Raw genomic sequence first — 19,721 nt, forward strand, 5'->3', positions numbered from 1 at the left:
TATGGCCCTCGCGGCCTGATGCTCAGGCCGTCGCAACCTGAATCATCTCGTCGTAATGTTTCTTGTCCACCTCTTCCAGCCACTGGAAGATGTTCCCGATGACGCTGTGGCTTTCGCCTGCCAAGTTTTCTGCGGATTCCTCTGTTATCTCAATAACGTCGCTATGTGAATACTTATTGATAAAGCGGTAGATTTTTTCTTTAAGCTCTGGTGTCGTGATGGTGCAATCTTTTAGGCCAGCCTCCATCAATTGACTAATGTCGCTTCGACGCCTTGGATATTTGAAGGTGAAAAACGATTCAACAAGCTTTCGGGCGAGGTTGGCGGTCAAGAACGCCTCATCTCGATTGAGTGTTGTGTGCGCCCTATATTCGTAGAGCTTCTTGAAGATATAGTGGTACTCGGAACCGTAGTTCTTGAGTGAGTCGTCGGCATCCACAAGTAGGGAGTGACGAGGGGAGCCAGGTGGCGCATCCAGGCGATAAAAGAAGCAATTCTCGGCGTTGCCTTTTTTGACTCGATTCCTATTGGTGCCAGTGAACCAGTCTCTCACTAGCTTAAAGTAAGTGAAGTTGTGAGTCAGCACAAAAAGTTGCTTGGCTTCAGTGCATTGCGTTCTCAAAAACGAGTAGGCGTGAAACAAGTGATTAGAATCAAAGCTTGAGACCGGATCGTCAACGACGACGATCGTATCCTTGATGTTATTTCCATTTTCTTTGAGCTTCGTGATGAAATAGACAAATGCAATCGCAGTTTTCTCACCTTCGCTCAAATTCCCATCGTGCTCACCAACCCCGTTTCTGATGATCTCATAGCCTTTCTTCTTCTGATTGAAGTTCAGGCAAAGCTCAGAGCGGCCAATGAAGCGATGCAGGATGTCATTGAACTCCTTTGCCCCGACCGTTTCATTCGAGAGCGCCGCTTCTATGGCTCCGACCTCTAGACTAATTTTTTCAATTTCCTTATGGTCGTTCTTTGCTTCTGACTCAAGGTCATTGCACTTCTTCTCACTTCCAGCATAGTCAAACTCTTGCACCTCAGCCGCAGCAAAGTGAAGCTCCAGTGCCACCTTGCTTTTTGAGGTCTCAGATTTGAAATTTGAAGTCTTATTGTTGTGCTTTCCAACGAGAGCAACAATCGATTTCAGGATGTCATTGAAATTGGTGACATCGTCTTCAACCACATCCGAGATCTGAATGTCTGTCTTCCCAGGGTCTGTGATCTTGGCCTTCAGGGCTTCCCGCCAGGCGTCGATTTGCTGGTCGATCTTTTCAGCAGCAGTTGCGTAGTCCTTTTGAAGCTTCTCTGCCTCGGCCGATAGTTCTTTATAAAACTCGGTCGATGCGGGAAACTGATTAGCTGGAGCGCCTTGAGATTCAATCCATGTCGCCGCGTTCTGAAGTCGGCTCTGAAACTCCGTGAACTCCTTGCTGAAGTGGGCAGCAAGCGCCTCGGCACGAAGCTGGGCGAACGGAGAGCCGCAGAACTCGCAGGATTGCGAGTCGTGGTTTTTATGGATTTCCAAGCCTGCTTGAACCCATTCGCGGATTTCCGGGTTATCGGTCAGCCGCTGGATTGCTTGATTGACCGCCGTAGTCCCAATCAAATCTCTGATGCGGCCCGCCGCTTTCTTAAAGTAGTCCGGCTCAATGGCCGTTGAGGCGAAAGCAATGCTTGGAAGCTGATCTGGCTTGGCGGCATTCGTAAGGTCGATAACCCTCTCATCTGGAAGAACCGACTCCGCCTTGATAATTGTCTCGCCGTTATTCTGTATGAAGTTGAAGAGCTTGCGGCGGTCGTAATTCAAGTAATAACTGTCGCTCGTATCAATCGCCTGAAGTCCAAGCTTCATTTTCTTGGCAGCATTGGTCAGGAACTTCTCTAATGCCTCACGCTGCTTCTTGATATCGCTTTGCTTGTCGTCGTGAGCCTTCTTTTTCGACTGAAGCTCGCTCTTCAGCTTCTCCAGCTTCTGCAAGTCATCAATCTTCTCTTTCGCAATAAGAAGGATGCTCTTTACGGATTTGTCCCAATCAATGTTCTCATGCACGAAGCGTTGATTGAAAACATGAATATTCAATTGGGATGAGTGGAGTGTGGATTCCGTGATCGTTGAGCCATCCTCCAGAACTACTGAAAATTGGCCCGTGCTGAAGCGGGGAACCATCGAGCGAAGCTCAAAGCAAGAGAATAGATTCGATAACGTTGACTTGCCTGTTCCATTCCAACCATAGACCAGGTTGTACCGGCCGAACTTTTGGATCTTCGTTCCATTGAAGTCGCTGAAGATTCCGAACTGTTTGAGGCGGTTGATGCAGACAATCATCTCTATATCTCCGTGTTCTTGCTTTCCCATCATTTGCTTGCGAAACAAATGGTAAACGAAGAGTCCTCTTGCGTCTCCGCTTCGCGGATCGCGCTGCTCCAGGTTCGCTAGCCCGGATTTCTCATGACCGCATAAACAAAAACGGCTGAAAGCCTTATGATTCTTGTCGCCAAACAAAGCCCCATAAGTCTTCAGCCGCGCACAAAATGCTACCAGAAAAACTCCACTTTTCACCCCTCTCTCGCCGCCTCGTCGAGGCCTCTTTCACCGGTGGTCACATCACCTCGGATGCGGGCTTGTTGCTGCTGCGCGAGGTCGACCGGCAACATGGCTTGACCCGCCGCCTGGCCAAAATCGTTCCCGATCGGCGTGATCCTGGGCGTGTCCAGCATGGACTGCAGACACTGCTCGCCCAGCGTATCTATGCACTGGCCGCCGGCTACGAGGATCTCAACGATCATGACGGCCTGCGCCATGACTACGCGCTGCAGACTGCGGTCAACCGCCTGCAACCGCTGGCCGGCAAATCCACTCTGGGGCGCCTGGAACAGCAAGCCGATCGCGAAACGGTGGTGCAAGCCCATCGCCTGCTGTGGGAGCACTTCATCGCCCAGCATGACCAGGCGCCGGCTGAGATCGTGCTCGACTTCGATGCGACCGATGTGCCGGTGCATGGAGATCAGGAAGGGCGCTTCTTCCATGGCTATTACGACCATTACTGCTTCCTGCCGCTCTATGTGTTCTGTGGTCGCCATCTGCTGGTGAGCTATTTGCGCCCGAGCAACATCGATGGCGCCCGACACAGTTGGGCCATCCTGGCACTGCTGGTCAAGTTCATTCGCCGCTTCTGGCCAGAGACCCGCATCGTGTTCCGCGGTGACGGCGGTTTTTGCCGACATCGCATGCTCGACTGGTGTGACCGCAAGCAGGTGGATTATGTGGTGGGTCTGGCCCGCAACACCCGCCTGCAGCGGATGGCGGCGCCGGCCATGCAAGCGGTCGCCGAGGCCTACCAAGAAACCGGGCAGAAGATGTCCGGCGTGTATCGCTTCCTCTATCAGGCCGGTAGTTGGCGTAGGCGCCGCCTGGTCGTGTCGCGCCTGGAACATGGCGAGCAGGGTGCCAATCCACGCTTCATCGTCGTGTCCCGCTTTGCCGAGGATGCTGCCCAGCAGTACTACGAAGACTACTGCGGCCGTGGCGACATGGAGAATCGGATCAAGGACCAACAGTTGGATCTGTTCGCCGACCGCACCTCCAGCCCACGCTGGTGGACCAACCAGTGGCGGCTGATGCTGTCGGCCTTTGCCTATGTGCTGTTCGAACGGCTACGCGATCATCTCCAGGGCACCGCATTGGCGCGCATGAGCATCCATAACCTGCGCTTGAAACTGCTCAAGATCGGTGCGGTGATCATTCGCAACAGCCGGCGCATCCGCGTGCTGATCAGCGAGGCCTATCCGCATCAGGAACTCTTTGCGGGGCTGGTTGCCCGCCTCAAGCCGACCTGAACAGGCGGGCGCCCCCGGCCCGGCTCAATGGGGGAAAGGGGGCAGTGCGCCCCATACGCGGGAATTGAATAAAAAACGATCAATTTTTAGCGGTGGAAGGCAGGTTGTTGATACGCCGAGGCTTCACCGGCCACGCCTGCCGGCCTCATGAGAAATCCGGGCTAGTCGCTCATCCCTGGCGGGACTGGCTTCGCCAGCCTTCCGCATCGCTGACGCCTACGGCCCGGCTTCCAGCTTCGGGCCTGCGCGCTTCGCTTGCGTGCGGTCAGCACAAAGGGATGGCCGTTGCCTTGTCCAGCCGTCTCCCCTGACTTCATCACCTTACCCGCGACCGTAGCCCGCGACCGTGTGCCGTCAAGGCGCGCAGGGCCGTGTCCTCGGCTGCGCCTGCGGGCCGCACCAACCCTGCGCTTGGCTCCTTGACGGCCCCCGTCCGCGCGCTCCTTTGGGCGCGGGCGATGAACTCAGGAAAGACGGTGGCAACAGGGCCAACCGGGTTCCTCGTGCCGACCGCACCAAACAGCCGAAAGGCTGGGCTCCGAATCTAGAAATCCGGTGTGCGGTGTGAACAGCAAACCTCTTTTGTCAGGAGAAAGACCATGCAACTCGCATCCCGTTTCGCTTTCCGCTCCCCCTCGCTGCGCAGCGATTACCCGCTGTCCGACGACCAGATTCACCGCGTGGCCCCGTCCATCTTCGCGGATGCCCCGCACGAGAGCCGTTCGCAGCGGTACGCCTATATCCCCACCGCCGCCGTGCTGACCGAGCTTCGCAAAGAAGGCTTCCAGCCTTTCATGGTGACGCAAACCCGCGTGCGCGACGAAGGCAAGCGCGAGCACACCAAACACATGATTCGCTTGCGCCATGCCAGCCAGATCAACGGCGCGGAGGCCAACGAAATCGTGCTGCTGAACTCGCACGACGGCACCAGCAGCTATCAGATGCTGGCCGGAATGTTCCGGTTCGTGTGCAGCAATGGCCTTGTCTGCGGCAACACCGTGGCCGATGTGCGAGTGCCCCATAAAGGCGACGTGGCCGGTCTGGTCATTGAGGGGGCTTACGAAGTCTTGAGCGGTTTCGATCGGGTGAAGGAATCGCGCGATGCCATGCGCGGCATCACCTTGGACGATGGCGAATCCGAAGTGTTCGCCCGCGCCGCGCTCGCCCTCAAGTACGACGACCCCGACAAGCCCGCGCCCATCACGGAATCGCAAATCCTGATGCCGCGCCGCTTCGACGACCGCCGCCCCGACCTGTGGAGCGTGTTCAACCGCACCCAAGAAAACCTGACCCAAGGCGGGCTGCGTGGCCGCAGCGCCAACGGGCGCCGACAGCAAACCCGCCCGGTGCAGGGCATCGACCAAAACATCCGACTAAATCGCGCCCTCTGGCTGCTGGCCGATGGCATGCGCCAGTTGAAAGCCTGAATCCCCACGCGGCAGGGGCAGGCAGCAGCCCTTGTCGCTTTCTTCGCTGCTGCATCCCTGAACCGATAGGAGTTATCACCATGAACGCCGTTACCCAAACCGAAGCCCGCGCCATCAACACCGCCGCCGCTATCCCGCTGGAAGCCGCTGATCCGACCAAGAACCTGATTCTGGTTCCGCTGTCGCGGCTGGTGTCGCGTCCCACTGGCCGCAACGTGCGCAAGACCCCGCGCATGTCCATTCCCGAACTCGCCGCCAGCATCCAGCGTGTCGGCCTGCTGCAAAACCTCATCGTGATTGCCGCCGCCGATGGCGAGCATTACGAGGTCGTGGCCGGTGACCGTCGCCTCGCAGCGTTGAAGCTGCTGGCGAAAAAGCACCGCATTAGCAAGGAATGGGAGGTGCCTTGCCTGCTGGTGGCCGATGGCACCGCCCGCACGGCCAGCCTCACCGAGAACGTGCAGCGCGAAGCCATGCACCCCGCCGACCAGTTCGAGGCGTTCGCCGCGCTCGTGGCCGAAGGCCGCAGCATCGAGGACATTGCAGCGGATTTCAGCGTCACGCCGCTGGTGGTGCAGCGCCGTCTGAAACTCGCCAACGTGTCGCCGCGCCTGCTGGCCGACTACCGGGCCGAGGCCGTGAGCCTTGACCAGTTGATGGCCCTCGCCATCACCGACGACCATGCTGCGCAGGAAGCCGCGTTCTACGATGCGCCCACATGGCAGCGCGGCCCGCACAACCTGCGCGACCGCCTGACCGAACGCGAAATCGACGCCTACCGGCATCCGCTGGTGCGCTTTGTCGGGCTGGACGGCTACGAGCAGGAAGGCGGTGGCATCCGCCGCGACCTGTTCGCGGAGGGCGACAAAGGCGTGTATCTGACCGATGCCGCACTGCTGGAACGGCTGGCGCAGGACAAGCTGGCAGGTATCGCCGCCAAGGTGCAGGCCGAGGGCTGGGCGTGGGTGGATGCCACGCCGGGCATGACCCATGCCGATCTGCAAGCCTTCCAGCGTGCGCCAAGGGAACGCCGCAGTCCGAACAAGCGCGACGCGCAGCGCATCGAGAAGCTGCAAACCAAGCTGCACGAACTGGCCGAGGCGGTGGATGCCGCGCTGGACGACGAGGACGAGGAAAAGGCCGATGCCTTGCAGGAAGAAGGCGAACGCCTGGGCGAGCAGTTGCAGGCGCTGGAAGATGGCTTGCTGGACTATGCGGCCAACGTGAAGGCCGCAGCCGGTGCCATTGTCACCATCGACCGCGACGGGCAGGCCGCGATTCATCGCGGGCTGCTGCGCGAAGCGGAGGCCAAGGCACTGCGCACGCTGGAGCGGCTGCGGCAGGGTTTCGGCAGCGAAGGCGAAGCCGCGAACGAGGACGCAGGCGAGGACGACGAGCAGCCCAAGACCGCCGCCATGTCTGACCGACTGGCGCAGCGGTTGAGCGCGCACCGTACCGCTGCGCTGCAAATCGAAGTTGCACGGCATCCGCAAGCAGCGCTGGCCGCCGTGGTGCATGGCATGGTGCAGACCGTCTTGCAGGAAAGGCACTACGGGCACGACCTGCCGCTGGGTGTGCGCCTCACGGTGCAAGACCGGCTGGAAGGCATGGCCCCGGACTGGCCGGAATCACCCGCCGCCGTGGCGCTGCGCGAACTGCAACAGGTGGCAGGCGAAACCTTGCCGGAGGACAGCGCCGAACTGTTCGCCGCGCTGCTGGCGAAATCACAGGATGAACTGGTGCGGCTGTTGGCCGTGTGCTTAGCTTCCACGGTGGACGTGGTGACGCCTCGCGCCACGCCGCACCAGCCCGGCGCGGAACTGGCGCAGGCCGTGGGGCTGGATATGGCCGCGTGGTGGCAGCCCACCAATGAGGGTTACTTCCGGCATGTGCCGAAGGCCGCGATTCTGGAAGCCGTTGGCGGGTTCGCGCCCTCGCACGTCACCCGACTGGCGAAGTTGAAGAAGGGCGACATTGCCAGCGAAGCCGAACGGCTGGCCGCTGGCACCGGCTGGATGCCCGCCATCTTCCGCTCCGAAGGCCCGCAGCAGACCGGGCAGGACGCGCCGGCGGATGGCGAAGCCGAAGCACAGGAAGAAGTGGCCGCCGTGGCGGATGACCAGCCGCAGGCCGAGGCTTTGGCCGCGTGACTTCGCACCGTAGATAGCGCCCCGGTTCCGGCCGGGGCGCTTCATGTTGAGGATGCCTGCCATGACCCACCAACCCGCAAACCGCCCCCGCATAGCTGCGACCTATGCCTCCGGCACGGTGCGCGCCCGCCGCTGGCACGGCGACGGCGACGTGCGCGGCTACCGTCCGCCGCGTGGCTGGACGGCCCGCGCCGACCTGACCGATCTGCATCCCCTCACGGGCCGCGCCTTGCCGCGCGCCGTGTGGTGGATCATCGAAACCAAGGAATAACGAGCCGCACCGGCCCCAAGCCGTGCCGCCTTGGGGCCGGTGGTCGAAAACTCCGGGCGCGGCGGTGGCCGCGCCCGGTTTCACTGCTCAAAGCCAAAACGCCCCATCGCCGCCTTCGGACAGGCGGCGATGGGGCCACGCACAAGGGCGCTCGTGCGCGAAATCCACGAAGCCAGCAAGTGTGGCGGCGCATCGCGCCGCCAACGATTCGACCGAGCCCCGCCGCAATGGGCGGGGCTGGTGTGGCTACGCCCCGGCTTGCTGCGGCAGGTTGCACGAAAGCGTGCCGTCCCCGACGCTGGCGGTTCGTTGTCTGTACGTCACGAAAGACGGTTCACCGACACGCCGCCCAGCCTCGCTTCTATGGAGCTTCCACACCACGCCTCAGTATGTGGCCGTGAGCTGCGGCAGGGGCGCTCTGGCCTTGTCGTCGGGGCATTGACCTGGCCCGCGTCAGGGCGCAAGCCGGTGCAGCCGTCACGCGGGGATGCCGAGTTGGCCACGTCTCCATTCGGGAGCGGGCGGCCTGTGCGTCCTTGTCTTGTTGTGAATCCTGGCGGTGGCGCGGCTGCGCCTTGTGCTTGATGGCCGCAACCTTGCAGCGAAAACAATTTCCCCTGCGCTGCGCGCATTCCTCGCGGGACAAATTCTTTTCGCTTCCAGGTTCTCCACGTTGTTGCGACCGCTGTGCGGTGCGACCAGCCCATCCCCCGCCGGCCGGATCACAACAAGGACGCACTGGCGCGACCTTGTTCAACCCGAAAGGAGAAACATCATGGCTAACATCGGCACCTTCACCGCAGAGAAAGACGGCTTCACCGGCACGCTTCGCACCCTGACGCTCAACGTCAAGGTCAAGCTGGTTCCCAACGACAAGGGCGACACCGAGAACGCCCCCGACTTCCACCTGCAAGCGGCTGGCCACGAAGTCGGCGCAGCGTGGAAGAAGACCAGCGAGGCCGGGCGGGAATACCTGTCCGTATCCATCGACGACCCTTCGTTCCCGGCGACGGTCTATGCCCGCCTGATCGAGAACGAGGACGGCACGCACGACCTGATCTGGTCGCGCAACAAGCCGAAGGCGGCCTGACAGCCGCTTACCGCGTCCCGCCCACTGCGGCGGGGCGCGATGCTGCTGATCGCAGCACCGCACGCGCAGGATTTCTGCTGCTGCCGCGTGCTGGATACGCCCGTCACGGCGGGCCTGCATGCGTGCCTTGTGGCTCGCAATCCGTGTCAACGAGCGGTGTGTGGCGTGTCGGCGCTGTAAGCGCCGCCGGGCTTTCGGGCTTCGCCCCGTGCCGGCAAGCCGTCACGGCCATCCGGCTTCAATCCCTCACGCCTTCGCGCCTGCGGCGCTGCGCGCTCCGCTTGCTGCAATTCAGTACCACACGCCAACGCGCTAAGGCGTGTCGGGCTCTTCCAATATCGCCCTGAGTTCCTGGCGCACCTGTGCCAGCAATTCATCAGCTTCGCGGGTGCTGTCACCGGCATAAGCCAATGTGAGCAGCGTGAGCGGATGCACTTCCATGACCTCGCACAGATCGGCCAGCTTCTGGATGGTTGGGCTTTTCAGGTCGCGCTCCAGCGTGCTCATGTAGGTGCGACTGGACACGTTGGAGAACGCTTCCTGGCTCAAACCACGCGCCTTCCTTACCGTCCGAATCGCCGCTGCCAATGAGTTCTTCGCTGCCACCTATGGTTTCCCCAAAAAACCAAGATGACAGCCCATTGCGCCCTATAGGACTACAATCTATAGTGTTCATTTGGTGGTGATGTTTTCCTTTTCCGTGCTTTTACGGAGATCCGCATCTGCGGATTTCCTCAGACCCAGGGAACCGCATCCGTGTCTTTCCTGACTTCCACCAATACGCCTTCGTGCCTCTCCGCTTTTGCGGCTTCGTGCGCTTGCGCATACGTGCATCCGTCCGCAGGCACAGATGCGCCTCGGCGATTGCGTGTGTTCGTGGAAGGGGCGCGGCCTTGACCACGCTTGTCACCGAGGAAGACCGGGTGCACCTACTGGCCCACGGCCTCACCCGCGCCGCAGGCCAGGAATGTGACCCGCTGCCCGTGGTGCGCCTGTTCACACCGGACGCACATGCGACCTGGCTATTGGCCGCGCTCGATCCGACCGATGGCGATACGGCCTACGGCCTGATCGACCTCGGGATCGGGATGCCTGCCCTGGCGACGGTGAAGCTGTCCGATCTGGCGTCCATCGTCGGGCCGCTCAAGCAGCCCGTGATACGAGATCGGTATTTCCAGCCGACGCGGCCGCTGTCGGAATACGTTCGACTGGCTCAGGAAAACGGTTCGATCACCGATTGACGCATTCCAGCGCGACCAGGCAAAAAGTATCGCATTGTGACTATTTCGGTCTTAGCCAAGACCTGGCAAGTCTTGATCCGCATGCTTGCACCAGGGTGGTGCGCTCCTGACCAAAACAGTCATGATGCCAGGCGCGAGATTCGGCACGGTGTTCAATGCTGCACCCCATTTCCGGGCGGTGCAGTCGTCGCATTTAGACGATTTCGGCAATGCACTGGAGCGAATCTGTCTTGACACCAGCAGTTAAAGCGTAACCCGAGTTTGATGACCACTTGATGGCGATTCGATAGCTCCCGCACAGCGGAATTGTGGCGACGTTCCCAGAAACAGGGAGGTTTCGCCATGACTGACCGCAGCAGCCAACACTGGTATCCCACGGCCGCGTATCTCTACACGCTGCACCTCGATGGCCCAGCGCTGGCTTGGGAGTATTTGCGCAGGAATCCAAGCTACCGGCGCGACTGGCTACGCCGGCGTCGCAAGCCTGATGCGGCGCAGGCCTGGGGCCTGCGCCTGCTGGAAGATCCCGGCCTGGATGCGCGCGACGCACATCCTGCTTGGTTCCCCGATCACGATGCCGTGGTGCAGCTATACCCCGACGCCGACCCACCACCCGATGCGCATACCTTCGAGTTCTGGCGCATTCCTGGGCGCAAGCAACTGACCCACGACGGCAAGCGCCTGGTGCTCGTATCGCATTGGCCAGGCTGCTGCGTTCGGCTGGCACTCGCACCCGACCTGGAAGATGGTTCGGCCTATCTCTACGCCACACGCGCCTGCGCCACGCCCTGTGCGCGCTACCGCACGCTCGCTGCGAAGCTGGATGCGCTATCTGCCGCAACCGTGGCCACGCCTGTGGCAACAGCCCGCTCCCGCCCCACGCCCGCCGCGCTGCTGGAACTGCATACCTTGCAAGCGCTCGACGCGACCCTCGCGGGAGCCTCCTTGCGCGAGGTGGGCGAAGGTCTGTTCGGCGCGGATGCCGTCGCGGCCGACTGGCACAAAGACAGTGCATTGCGTGCCCGCGTACGGCGGCTGGTACGCCGCGGCGATGAGCTGATGCACGGCGGCTACCGCCGACTAGCGCAGCTTCCAATGTTCCCGTCGCATTAGGGGGGACGTTTCTCGACCCGTGCGAATCGTCCCTTAGCAAGAAGCCTTGCTTTCTTGAGAGTGCCTCTATCCGGCCGCGTGGTGTGGCCGGGCTTGATGGAGGTACATCCCATGCGACCTGCTCCCTCGCGGCCTGCCGCCGCTGCCGTCACTGCGACCTCGCAGCCTCAACGCTACCTGACAAACGACGAAGCCGCCGACTACCTGCGGCTGTCGCCGCGCACGCTGGAGAAGCAGCGGGTGATCGGCGGCGGCCCCAAGTTCCGCAAGTTCGGCCGCCGCGTCATGTACGCGGTGTCCGACCTCGATGCCTGGGCCGACCAGCGCAGCTACGAGGCCACGTCCGATCCCGAATACGCCGAGCGCCACGCGGGCGACTACCGTGATGGCCGCTGATCGTCGGCGCGTGGGTGGCCTTCGCCATGTCCAGCCCGCCAGGGCAAGCCTTGCCGCAGCGCGAACAGCTCGATCTGTTCCGCGCGCTGCCGGGCGACATGGCGCCACGCGATTCCCAGGACTTGATGGCCTTTCCGTTCTTCTCGCTTGCCAAGTCGCGGCGCACGGCGCCGATCGACTTCCGCAGCGGGAACGTCACCATTCGCGTGGAAGGCACGCAGGAGCACGGCATCGCAACGATATGGGATGCCGACGTGCTGATATGGGCCGCCTCGCAGATCGTGGAGGCGCGCGACGCGGGCCTGCGCCCGTCGCGCTGGATACGCGCCACGCCTTACGAGATTTTGCGCTTCATCGGGCGCGGCACGTCCCTCAACGACTACCAGCGCCTGAAGGCCGCCCTCGACCGGCTGCAATCGACCACGGTGGCCACGTCCATCCGCGAAACCACGGGAAGGCGCTTGCATCGCTTCTCGTGGATCAACGAGTGGAAGGAACTCGCCGACGCCAGCGGCACCCCGCTGGGCATCGAGCTGATCTTGCCGGACTGGTTCTATGCCGGCGTGCTCGACGCCGCCCTGGTGCTGACCATCGACCCGGCCTATTTCCGCTTGAAGGGCGGTATCGAACGCTGGCTGTACCGCCTGGTGCGCAAGCATGGCGGGCGGCAGGAGCACGGCTGGCAATTCGACTTCCGACACCTGTACCGCAAATCCGGCAGCGCGGCCCGCTTCTCGGACTTCGCCTACGACGTGCGCGCCCTGGTGGCGCGGCAGTCGTTGCCCGGCTACGTCCTCGGCATCGAGCGGATGCCGGACGACAACACCGAGCTGCTGACCTTCCGGCCCGTGCCGCACGCGGCACGGGGATAACTGCGGGAGAACCTGTGGACGGCCTCGTGCTATCAGGAGTACCGGGTATCGTGCTATCAGGAGTACGACCCTCGTGCTATCAGGAGTACGAAAACGCCGGAAAGCCAACAACGGCGCGGGTTTGCGTTCCCTCTAACTTACCTAACAAGAAATACATAACTTTTAGTAGAAGCGCGCCGTTTCGGTGGACAACCACGAAACGGCACGGCCAGGCCGGCTTTCCAGCTCGGAGGGCCGCGCCATGATCTTCGCGTTTCTCAACCAGAAAGGCGGCGTCGGCAAGACCACGCTCGCCACGCACATCGCCGGCGAACTGGCGATGCGCGGCCTGCATGTCATCCTGCTGGATGCCGACCCGCAGGGGTCATCGCTCGACTGGACGCAGCGGCGTAGCCAGCAGGGCCTGCCCCGTCTGTTCAGCGCCGTGGGCCTTGCCCGCGAAACGCTGCATCAGGAAGCGCCAGAACTCGCCAGGCGGGCCGATCACATCATCATCGACGGCCCGCCGCGCATCGCCGCCCTCGCGCGTTCCGCGCTGCTGGCGGCCGAGCGCGTGCTGATCCCCGTGCAGCCCAGCCCCTACGACGTATGGGCTTCTGCCGAGATGGTCGCACTGATCCGCGAAGCACAGGTGTTCCGGCCAGCGCTGCGCGCGGCCTTCGTCATCAACCGGCGCGTCAGCACCACCATCATCGGCAGGGAGGCACGGCAATCGCTGGCCGAACAGCCGCTGCCCGCGCTGCGCTCGGAGATCCACCAGCGCATCGTCTTTGCCGACAGCGTAGCCGCTGGCCGGCTCGCCCGCGAAACCGCGCCCGACAGCGCCGCTGCCCGCGAGATCGCCGCGCTCACCGACGAACTGCTGCGGTGGCCGACATGACTGGGAAGCCACCACCACGCAGCAAGCGCGTCGGCATCGGTGCGCGTCCCCCAGCGAATCCGCACGCCGAAGCGTGGATTCGCCAGGGCGACGCAGATGCCGTGCAGAAAGGCGACCTCTACACCGCTCGACTGACGCTCGACATCACGCCCGCCATGCGGGCGCGCATCAAGGTGTCGGCCTTCACGCGAGGCGTGACCGTAGCCGAACTGCTGCGCGACCTGCTGGAGCGGGAGTTTCCCCCGGAGGGCACGCCGTGAACGCATCCGCTTCGACCGCCCACACCCCCAAAGCAAGTGCGCCCACGGCTGCGCCGCCGCCGGCGCCTTCGACACTCGCCGGCCAGGCCGGCAACGTGCCGCTGACGCGCGTGGCGCTGGCCTACATCGAACCGCGCTTCAAGCTCTACCTGCGCTTCGGCGAACCGGCGCGCACGCTCCAGCTCGACCGCTGGCGGCGCTGCGCCGTGTTCCTGCCGAACGCGGTTCTGTGCCGCATCCGTTGGCAGGCCAACGACTACGGCACGATCCGCTGGCAGCTCATGGTGATGCAGACCGCCACGCCGCTGGACGCCGTGCAGCGCATCCCCGGCGTGCAGCCGGGCGCGCGTCTGCTGCTGCACGCCGAAGGCGATGCCAACGTGCGCGCCGTGCTGGAACGCATCGACGGCATCGAGGCGCTGGGCATCGCAGCCGCAGACACATCGCCCGCGTACTGGCGCACGCTCGCGAACCGGCTCGCAGCGCGCTCGGCGCTACCCACATACACCGCAGAACGGCACGCCGCCTGGCTGGCCGGGAGGGCATTGCCATGACCACGATTTCCACGACCGGCCCCGTGCCGCATCCTCGCTCGCGCCTGCGCGCTCGCCTCGTGCTGGCAGGCTTCGCCACCGTCGGCCTCGCTGCGCTGGCCTGGGCGGCGTTCGTGCAGCCCCTGCCGCGAATGGCCTACAACCCGTCCGACAGCGTGGCGGTCGGTTGGTATCGCATCGAACCGTTCGACCCGCGCACCGCCTCGCGGCCACGTCCGCTGTCCGTGGACAGCATCGTGCTGATGCCGCTGCCCGACAGGGCCGCCATGCTGGCTGCGCAGCGCGGCTACCTGCCGACCCGCGTTCCGCTGCTCAAACGTGTGGGCGCAGTCGCGCCACAACACGTTTGCATCGTCGCCGGCCAGGTTCGCATCGACGGCGTGCCGGTGGCCGCCGCCCTGCCTGCCGACCGGCTGGGCCGGCCGCTGCCATCCTTGCAGCTTTGCCGCCGTCTCCAACCGGGCGAACTGTTCCTGTTGAGCGCGACCAACCCGGCGTCGTTCGACAGCCGCTATTTCGGGCCGGTCAGCGCGTTCGCCGTGATCGGCGTTGCGCATCCGATCTGGCTGGAGACACGTCCATGATGGCCGCCGATTCGCTGCACTTTGCCGCGCCTCTCATCGTGCCATCGGGCATGTCGTTCTACTGTTCGTCGCCGTGTCGTCGCGCGTGCAGTGCGGGTGCATTCGCACCGCACTTCGCGCTGCCTTCGGCGCAGCCGCCCAACGTGCAGGCGTCTTGCCTCGAACGCGCCTGGCCTGCGGCCATTGGCGTGTTCGCCGGCGGGCTGGCTGCTCGTGCAGCAGCGCCGCCGGGCCGCCGATGCCCGGAGCGGGAGCGAGGGGCAAAGGCGGAAGGCAAGACAAAAGGGTTCGGCACTCTGCCGCCCGCAAAGCCAGTCTGCACGTGGGGGTGGCGCGGCACGGCGCGGCTTCGCCGCCGTGCCGCGTGGGGCGCGAGGCACGCGCCGATGCAGGCATGTCCGCGTGCTTCGCACGCTCGGACACGCCGGAGCTTGCAGGGAGCACAGCCATGACCGACCGCGGCGACCATGATTTCTGGGTGCGCCCTGGCGCGCCGAAGAACCGAGGCAAAGGCCAGGGCCAGAGCTTCGTTTCCAAGGTGCTCAAGCAGGCTGGCAAGGCCAGCGGCGGCAAGTCGGCGGTGCGCCGTCCTACCGCTGGCGGGAGCGGCCAGCACGCCGGCCAGCGGCCCGGCTCACGGCTTGGACGCGGCCATACGGCGGCGCGCTTCGCAGGCGCAAAGCTGACCCCTATGTCACGGCGCGTGACCATCAAGACGCTGCTGGTCAACCAGCGCAACGCCAGTCCGCAGTCGCTCGCCAAGCACCTGCGCTACATCGAGCGCGACGGTGCCGGCCGGAACGGCGAGCCGGGCCGTGCCTACGGGCCGCAGACCGACGAAGCCGACCTCGATGCCTTCAAGGAACGCTGCCAGGACGACCGACATCATTTCCGCTTCATCGTCTCACCTGAAGACAGTGCGGAGCTGGACGACCTGCGCACCTACACCCGGCACCTGATGAACCGGATGGAGGCCGACCTGGGGACGCGGCTGGATTGGGTGGCGGTCGATCACTGGAACACCGACAACCCGCACACGCACCTGATCGTGCGCGGACGCGACGATACCGGCAAAGACCTCATCATCGCGGGCGACTACATCGCCCACGGCTTCCGCCATCGCGCCGCCGAGCTGGCGACGGAATGGCTGGGGCCGCGCACCGAACTGGAGATCCAGCAGACCTTGCAGCGCGAGGTGGAGCAAGAGCGGTGGACGAGCCTCGACCGCACGTTGCAGCGCGAGGCCGGCGAGGATGGCCGGGTGCAGATCGAACGCTTCAACGAACCCCGGCTGCAACGCCAGCGCCTGCTGCTGATCGGCCGCCTGCAACACTTGCAGCGCCTGGGCCTGGCCGACGAGGTGCAGCCCGGCACCTGGGCCGTCCATGCGGACGCGGAGAAGACCTTGCGTGCCCTGGGCGAGCGTGGCGACATCATCCGAACGATGCAGCGGGCCATGAGCGGCAAGCCTCGCGAGCTGGCGGTGTTCGAGCCGGGCGACGACGGCCGCACTATCGTCGGTCGCGTGGCTGCTAAGGGTCTGGCCGACGAGCTGCACGACCGCGGCTATCTGGTCATCGACGGGTTGGACGGCAAAGCCCACTACGTCGCGTTGGACGCCCGCGACGAGCTGGCGAACTATCCCATCGGCGCGGTGGTGGAGGTACGCGGTTCCGCCGAGGTGCGGGCGGCCGACAAGAACATCGCCACGCTGGCGAGCAATGGCCTGTACCGCACCGATCACCACCTGGCGATCGAGCAAGGCCGAGCCAAGCCCGGCCGCGACCCGCAAGAGGCTGTGGCGGCCCATATCCGCCGGCTGGAAGCCCTACGGCGGGCCGGCATCGTGGAGCGCGTGGCCGAGGGGTTATGGAAGGTGCCGGACGACTTGGCCGAGCGTGGCCGCCAGTACGACGCGCAGCGGCTGGGCGGCGTGGCGGTCGAACTGAAATCGCATCTGCCGATTGAACGGCAGGCCCGCGTCATCGGCGCGACCTGGCTGGATCAGCAGTTGATCGGCGGCGGCAAGGGACTGGGCGACCTGGGCTTTGGCGGCGATGCTAGGCAAGCCTTGCAGCAGCGCGCCGACTTCCTCGAAGAACAGGGGCTGGCCCAGCGGCGCGGGCAGCGGCTGATTCTCTCCCGGAATCTGCTGGAAACGCTGCGCAATCGGGAGCTGGCGCAGGCCGCCCAGCACATTGCCGCCGATAGCGGATTGGAGCATCGGCACGTCACAGACGGGCAGCGCGTAGCCGGCATCTACCGGCGCTCGGTCATGCTCGCCAGCGGTCGCTATGCGCTGCTCGATGACGGCATGGGATTCAGTCTGGTGCCTTGGCGGCCGATAATCGAGCCACGACTGGGGCAGCAGATCGCCGCGACTGTACGCGGCGGCGGTGTGTCATGGGAGGTTGGACGGCAAAGAGGTCCTGGGATTGGATCGGGGCCGTAGGCTGTCGTACCGAGTTAAGGTGTCGAGCAGCGTTTTGGCCCTAGCTTCTGTGCTCCGTTAAGACGACTAGTCTGTGCTTATCGACGACGCTGTGGGTGCATGGTTGCTTGCCAATTCCGGTGCAACTCGCAAACGCGCTGCCCCGACCTGAACTGCCCATTCAACGATCTGCCCGGCCAATATATCCGTGGCGACACCGAACGCGCTCACCACATCGGCCTCTCGCTTGCTGCCTGTGGCTTGGATTGCTTCGAAGCGTCTACTGGCAATAGCAGTCCGTTTGGCCGGATCGACCAGTTGCACATCGAGCCGAACCGCGGCGATCGCTTCAGTGCCGCGGTATTCGAGCTGGAACGCCCGCAGCGTACTGCGCAACTCCATATCGGCGCTCATTGGGGTGCTATCGGTAATCACGGAAGTCGACCGCCCATCGCGCATGAAGGCTTCGACGATTCGGTCACGCAGCAGCACCGGTGCGGGGTCGGCCCAACGCACTCCTTGCCAAGCCGACAAGCGACCATCGGGCTGCGCAATGAACAGCCGCTCCGAATCCAGGACGCGACTACTCTCAGGGGCGTAGACGCGCAGCGCCCCGGGTCCCGGAACGGCGCGCGGCGTACTCTCCGCCTGGGCGATGTGATAGTCGGGCAATTTGTAGGTGACCATTGGAGCTGCTTTGGGAAGCACACTGCACGCGGACAAGCCGAGTACTAGCGTCATAGTCACGGCAGCGACGGGAATCATCCTGGCGGAAGTGTTCACGGCTTGGTTTCCTCAATGTTCTCTCCACCGAGCAGGTATTGCGCCGGATTGCGATCCAGTCGGCGCAGCACGGTGTTTAGATTGGCCAGCGCCTGCTGGAGTTCGTGCATGGCAGGACCTGTGGCGGCCAAGCCCTGGTTCAGCGATTCCTGATTGTTTTGCAGTAGCGTCTCAACCCTGAAAGCGGCGCGTTCGAGGGATGCCGTTGCATCACGCGTGTTCACCATGATTTGCTTACCATCGTTATTTAGTAGCAGGTTGGCATCGCGAAGAGTGCTATTTGCTTGGCGCACGGCAGCTGTCGATTCTCTGCTTGCTTCGGTCAGATTGCTGATTAACGTCGCGATCTCGGCCCTCTGGTCAGCGACCGCGCCCGTGGTCTGTTCAAGATTCACCAGACTGCGGTGCACAAGAGCCAAATTCTCCTTCGACAGTAACTCCTGCGTGCGCAGCAAGATGCCGTTGAGTGTCGTCATGCTGTTCCCCTCACCGGAGACCAGGGATGCCATCGCCGAACGTGGTGCGAGGATCAACGGTTCCTCGTCCTCTCTCCGATCCAGCAATGGCACGTTTGGCCCACCGTCGCTCAACTCGATCACCGCGTTGCCGGTAATTCCCGTGATGACCAATTCAGCGCGGGTATCCTGCCGGACCGGGATGGTGGCATTGATGCGTACGCGCGCTATCGCCCGCCTTGGGTCTCGCGGTGAAAGAGAAAGTGCAACGACTTCGCCAATCGTGATTCCGCTGTACTGAACCTGGCTGCCGGGCGTAAGCCCGGTCACTGGCTCATCGAACATAATCCGGTAATACTGGTAATCGTGGTCGGAACGTGTGTCGCTGAGCCAAAGCGCGAAGCCAATACCAATCGCACCGAGCAGCACGACGAACAGACCAATGAATACATGATGGGCACGTGGTTCCATGATCAGACCACCTCGTTCTCAGAGTTTAAATATTGCGTGCGCCCAGCCCAATGCGTGCGCGACGGAAGAATGATGCAGATGCGGAGGGGTTTCATGGCTGCGTCTCTTGGCTGGAAGCACCAGTGGCCTGTGCGGCCGCACGGCCACGGGGGCCGTGAAAGTATTCCTGTATCCACGGGTGCTTGAAGCGCTCGACTGCCTCGATGCCGTCGTTGATGAGTACCTTCTGGTTCGCCAGGACCGCGACACGGTCGCATATGGTGTACAGCGTATCGAGGTCGTGGGTTACCAGAAACACCGTGAGGCCCAGTGCATTGCGCAGGGTCAGAATCAATTGGTCGAAAGATGCAGCCCCGATTGGATCCAGTCCTGCGGTGGGTTCGTCAAGAAACAGGATGTTCGCATCAAGCGCCAAGGCTCTCGCCAGTGCTGCTCGTTTCACCATGCCTCCGGACAACGAGGCCGGATACTTGTCTCCCGCTCCGGCAGGCAACCCCACCAAGCCCAGCTTGCTTCTTGCCAAACGCTCGGCAAGAGGCCGCGCCAGACCGACATGCTCGATCAAAGGAAGAGCGACGTTCTCCAAGACGGTCAGCGATGAATACAACGCGCCCTTCTGGAACAGAATGCCGAACCTTCGCTCCATACGCGCGCGCGCAAGCCATTGGGCTCGCAGTAGGTCGCGCCCCCCGATACGGACCACGCCCGAATGCGGCTTCTGCAGCCCGACGACGCTACGCAAGAGCACGGATTTCCCGGTGCCTGACCCTCCCACCACGCCAAGGATTTCCCCGCGCCGCACGTCCAGGTCTAGGTCCTGATGGACCTGCTGGGTTCCAAACCTGTTGTCCAGGCCGCGCACTTCAATAGCGTGTCGCACACCGTTGTCGGTGTCTTGCTTCACCG

19 protein-coding genes are annotated in these 19,721 nt (G+C 63.1%); 14 read left to right on the top strand and 5 right to left on the bottom strand.

Annotated features, from left to right (window positions below; genetic code table 11):
- Positions 1-22: 22 nt before the first annotated feature.
- Positions 23-2,560: an ATP-binding protein gene (locus tag ACDI39_RS26330; RefSeq protein WP_486537170.1), complete on the bottom strand. Its 2,538-nt coding sequence runs from the start codon at positions 2,558-2,560 to the stop codon at positions 23-25.
- Here ACDI39_RS26330 and ACDI39_RS26335 point away from each other — a divergent pair.
- The 5 genes from ACDI39_RS26335 to ACDI39_RS26355 all read left to right on the top strand — a co-directional run bounded on the left by ACDI39_RS26335 (position 2,533) and on the right by ACDI39_RS26355 (position 8,775).
- A complete protein-coding gene (locus ACDI39_RS26335; RefSeq protein ID WP_010793081.1) occupies positions 2,533-3,837 on the top strand; it encodes an IS1380-like element ISPa33 family transposase in 1,305 nt (434 codons plus the stop codon). The genes ACDI39_RS26330 and ACDI39_RS26335 overlap by 28 nt on opposite strands.
- A gap of 599 nt (positions 3,838-4,436) precedes the next feature.
- The gene (locus ACDI39_RS26340) at positions 4,437-5,264 is read left to right on the top strand and encodes a DUF932 domain-containing protein (protein ID WP_003092327.1); all 828 of its coding nucleotides are present in this window, start codon (positions 4,437-4,439) and stop codon (positions 5,262-5,264) included.
- A gap of 80 nt (positions 5,265-5,344) precedes the next feature.
- A complete protein-coding gene (locus tag ACDI39_RS26345; RefSeq protein ID WP_000994919.1) occupies positions 5,345-7,414 on the top strand; it encodes a ParB/RepB/Spo0J family partition protein in 2,070 nt (689 codons plus the stop codon).
- Positions 7,415-7,475: 61 nt separating this feature from the next.
- Positions 7,476-7,685, top strand: a complete 210-nt coding sequence (locus ACDI39_RS26350) for a hypothetical protein (protein ID WP_022580212.1) — start codon at positions 7,476-7,478, stop codon at positions 7,683-7,685.
- Between the two features lie 775 nt (positions 7,686-8,460).
- On the top strand, positions 8,461-8,775 hold the full coding sequence (locus ACDI39_RS26355) for a DUF736 domain-containing protein (RefSeq protein WP_001273857.1): 315 nt from the start codon (positions 8,461-8,463) through the stop codon (positions 8,773-8,775).
- Positions 8,776-9,087: 312 nt separating this feature from the next.
- Here ACDI39_RS26355 and ACDI39_RS26360 read toward each other — a convergent pair whose 3' ends face one another.
- Positions 9,088-9,381: a helix-turn-helix domain-containing protein gene (locus tag ACDI39_RS26360; protein WP_006379425.1), complete on the bottom strand. Its 294-nt coding sequence runs from the start codon at positions 9,379-9,381 to the stop codon at positions 9,088-9,090.
- A gap of 287 nt (positions 9,382-9,668) precedes the next feature.
- Between ACDI39_RS26360 and ACDI39_RS26365 the strand changes: the two genes are divergently transcribed.
- The 9 genes from ACDI39_RS26365 to ACDI39_RS26405 all read left to right on the top strand — a co-directional run bounded on the left by ACDI39_RS26365 (position 9,669) and on the right by ACDI39_RS26405 (position 17,127).
- Complete coding sequence (locus tag ACDI39_RS26365) at positions 9,669-10,016, top strand: DUF2958 domain-containing protein (RefSeq protein ID WP_016487838.1); 348 nt, start codon at positions 9,669-9,671, stop codon at positions 10,014-10,016.
- Positions 10,017-10,358: 342 nt separating this feature from the next.
- The gene (locus tag ACDI39_RS26370) at positions 10,359-11,129 is read left to right on the top strand and encodes a DUF2285 domain-containing protein (RefSeq protein ID WP_003092318.1); all 771 of its coding nucleotides are present in this window, start codon (positions 10,359-10,361) and stop codon (positions 11,127-11,129) included.
- A gap of 111 nt (positions 11,130-11,240) precedes the next feature.
- Complete coding sequence (locus ACDI39_RS26375) at positions 11,241-11,525, top strand: helix-turn-helix transcriptional regulator (RefSeq protein ID WP_001247107.1); 285 nt, start codon at positions 11,241-11,243, stop codon at positions 11,523-11,525.
- Positions 11,526-11,551: 26 nt separating this feature from the next.
- Complete coding sequence (locus tag ACDI39_RS26380) at positions 11,552-12,397, top strand: replication initiator protein A (RefSeq protein ID WP_022652188.1); 846 nt, start codon at positions 11,552-11,554, stop codon at positions 12,395-12,397.
- A 241-nt stretch (positions 12,398-12,638) separates the two neighbouring features.
- Positions 12,639-13,277, top strand: coding sequence for a ParA family partition ATPase (gene parA / locus ACDI39_RS26385; RefSeq protein WP_003092312.1), 639 nt, complete (start codon positions 12,639-12,641; stop codon positions 13,275-13,277).
- Positions 13,274-13,537, top strand: coding sequence for a hypothetical protein (locus ACDI39_RS26390; protein WP_000147048.1), 264 nt, complete (start codon positions 13,274-13,276; stop codon positions 13,535-13,537). The genes parA and ACDI39_RS26390 overlap by 4 nt, the downstream gene beginning before the upstream one ends.
- The gene (locus ACDI39_RS26395) at positions 13,534-14,091 is read left to right on the top strand and encodes a DUF2840 domain-containing protein (RefSeq protein WP_023093372.1); all 558 of its coding nucleotides are present in this window, start codon (positions 13,534-13,536) and stop codon (positions 14,089-14,091) included. The genes ACDI39_RS26390 and ACDI39_RS26395 overlap by 4 nt, the downstream gene beginning before the upstream one ends.
- Positions 14,088-14,675: a S26 family signal peptidase gene (locus ACDI39_RS26400; RefSeq protein WP_003092304.1), complete on the top strand. Its 588-nt coding sequence runs from the start codon at positions 14,088-14,090 to the stop codon at positions 14,673-14,675. The genes ACDI39_RS26395 and ACDI39_RS26400 overlap by 4 nt, the downstream gene beginning before the upstream one ends.
- A gap of 448 nt (positions 14,676-15,123) precedes the next feature.
- The gene (locus ACDI39_RS26405; RefSeq protein ID WP_000132148.1) at positions 15,124-17,127 is read left to right on the top strand and encodes a relaxase/mobilization nuclease domain-containing protein; all 2,004 of its coding nucleotides are present in this window, start codon (positions 15,124-15,126) and stop codon (positions 17,125-17,127) included.
- A 66-nt stretch (positions 17,128-17,193) separates the two neighbouring features.
- Here ACDI39_RS26405 and ACDI39_RS26410 read toward each other — a convergent pair whose 3' ends face one another.
- The 3 genes from ACDI39_RS26410 to ACDI39_RS26420 form a co-directional block, all read right to left on the bottom strand.
- Positions 17,194-17,793, bottom strand: a complete 600-nt coding sequence (locus ACDI39_RS26410) for an ABC-type transport auxiliary lipoprotein family protein (RefSeq protein ID WP_003124411.1) — start codon at positions 17,791-17,793, stop codon at positions 17,194-17,196.
- A gap of 92 nt (positions 17,794-17,885) precedes the next feature.
- On the bottom strand, positions 17,886-18,815 hold the full coding sequence (locus ACDI39_RS26415; RefSeq protein ID WP_000433686.1) for an MlaD family protein: 930 nt from the start codon (positions 18,813-18,815) through the stop codon (positions 17,886-17,888).
- 91 nt (positions 18,816-18,906) lie between these two features.
- Complete coding sequence (locus ACDI39_RS26420; protein ID WP_024944155.1) at positions 18,907-19,719, bottom strand: ABC transporter ATP-binding protein; 813 nt, start codon at positions 19,717-19,719, stop codon at positions 18,907-18,909.
- Between the last annotated feature and the right edge of the window lie 2 nt (positions 19,720-19,721).

The sequence above is a fragment of the Pseudomonas sp. Tun-23181 genome (assembly GCF_057415455.1).